A 1,688-nucleotide genomic window follows, 5' to 3' on the forward strand; every position below is an offset into this window, starting at 1 on the left:
GGTGCGGGGCCAGTTCCTCGTCGAGATCGCCGACGAGGCCACCCCCACCGGGACCGCCAGCCCCGTGACCAGCCTGGACGACCTCAACGGCAAGTTCCAGGCCTGGGTCGAAGCGCAGTACCACCGCCAGGTCCACACCGAGACCGGCGCCGCGCCGCTGCACCGCTGGCAGACCGGCGGCCCGTTCCGCCACGCCACCCCTGACGAGCTCACCGAGGCGTTCCGCTGGTCCACCCACCGCACCGTGTCCCGCACCGGCCTGATCTCCCTGCACGCCAACCGCTACCAGGTCCCCGCCGGGCTTGCCGGCCAGCGCGTCGAGTGCGTCTTCGACCCGTTCGACCTGACCACCATCGCGCTGCGCCTCGGCAACACCGACATCGGCACCGCGACCCCGTTCGAGATCACCCGGCACAGCCATCCCAAGGCCCGCCCGGAAACCCCGACCGAACCGGCCCGTCCCACACAGATCGACTATCTCGCCCTCGTGCAGGAACGCCACACCACCACCCTCACCCAAAAGATCAACTATGCGGCGCTCGCCGACACCCCGGGCCAGACCGGCCCCGACGACCCAGCCGGCCCGCAGCGCAAGGGCGCCGCATGAGCGCCATCGACGCCACCGACGGCATCGGCCCCGACCTGCTCGCCGAGGCCTTCGCACTCTCCCGCGCCGCCTCCGACATCGCGCACGCCGCCTGCGACCTGGTCAACCCCGCCCTCACCGACGACCACCTCCTGATCGCCGAGACCGTCCTGCACGTCGCCGTCACCGTCCAGGACCTCGCCACCACAGTGATCACCACCCATTGCCGTGACCGTGACAGCACCCCGGACCCGGCCGCGTTCACCCTCCCCCTCAAGGAACCGTTCTGATGCTCGAAAAGCTGCGTGCGCACTACGGTTTCACCCGCACCCCGTTCAGCCGCGACCTCGCCCCCGGCATGCTGCACCGCCACGACGCCCACAACCAGGCCGTCGCCCGGTTGTCCTGGTGCATCGCGGAGCGCGGCATCGGGATCGTCACCGGCGAGGTCGGCGCCGGCAAGACCGTCGCGGTCCGCACCGCGCTCGCCGACCTCGACCCGTCCCGCCACACCGTGATCTATCTTGGCAACCCGCAGATAGGAGTCCGGGGCATTCACGAGGCCATCGTGACCGCGTTCGGCGCCCCACCCACGAACCTGTCCTCCCGGCTGATCGCCCAGTCAGCCGCAGCACTCGCCTCCGCCCGCGACGAACGCGGCCGCACACCCGTCCTCGTCCTGGACGAGGCCCACCTACTCGGCTACGACCAGCTCGAGACCGTCCGCATGCTCACGAACCACGCCATCGACTCCGACTCCCCGCTCGCGACCCTGCTCGTCGGCCAGCCCACCCTGCGCCGCACCATGCGCCTGGCGGTCCTCGCCGCCCTCGAGCAGCGCATCACGATCCGCTACACCATGCCCCCGATGACCCCCGAGGAGACCGCCAGCTACATCCGCCACCACATCAGCCTCGCCGGCCGGTCCGACACCCTGTTCTCCAACGACGCGATGACCCTGATCCACACGACCGCCCGGGGCTACCCCCGAGCGGTAAACAACCTCGCGGTCCAAGCCCTCGTCGCCGCCTACGCCGCCGGACACGCGATCGTCGACGAGAAATCCGCCCGCGCCGCCCTCGCCGAAATCACCGACGACTAA

General features: G+C 70.7%; 3 protein-coding genes. All 3 read left to right on the forward strand.

Going from position 1 to position 1,688, the window contains the following annotated elements:
* The coding region (locus AC5LUJ_RS23920; RefSeq protein ID WP_493465839.1) for a Mu transposase C-terminal domain-containing protein at positions 1 to 607 on the forward strand (607 nt) is incomplete at its 5' end.
* Entirely contained in the window at positions 604 to 876 is a 273-nt protein-coding gene (locus tag AC5LUJ_RS23925; RefSeq protein ID WP_250287428.1) for a hypothetical protein, read from the forward strand. The genes AC5LUJ_RS23920 and AC5LUJ_RS23925, both read left to right, overlap by 4 nt.
* Positions 876 to 1,688 carry an ExeA family protein gene (locus AC5LUJ_RS23930; RefSeq protein WP_250287431.1) on the forward strand — a complete coding sequence of 271 codons (813 nt, stop codon included), beginning with the start codon at positions 876 to 878 and terminating at the stop codon, positions 1,686 to 1,688. Before AC5LUJ_RS23925 ends, AC5LUJ_RS23930 begins: the two co-directional genes overlap by 1 nt.

The sequence above is a fragment of the Protofrankia sp. CiP1_Cm_nod3 genome (assembly GCF_982290655.1).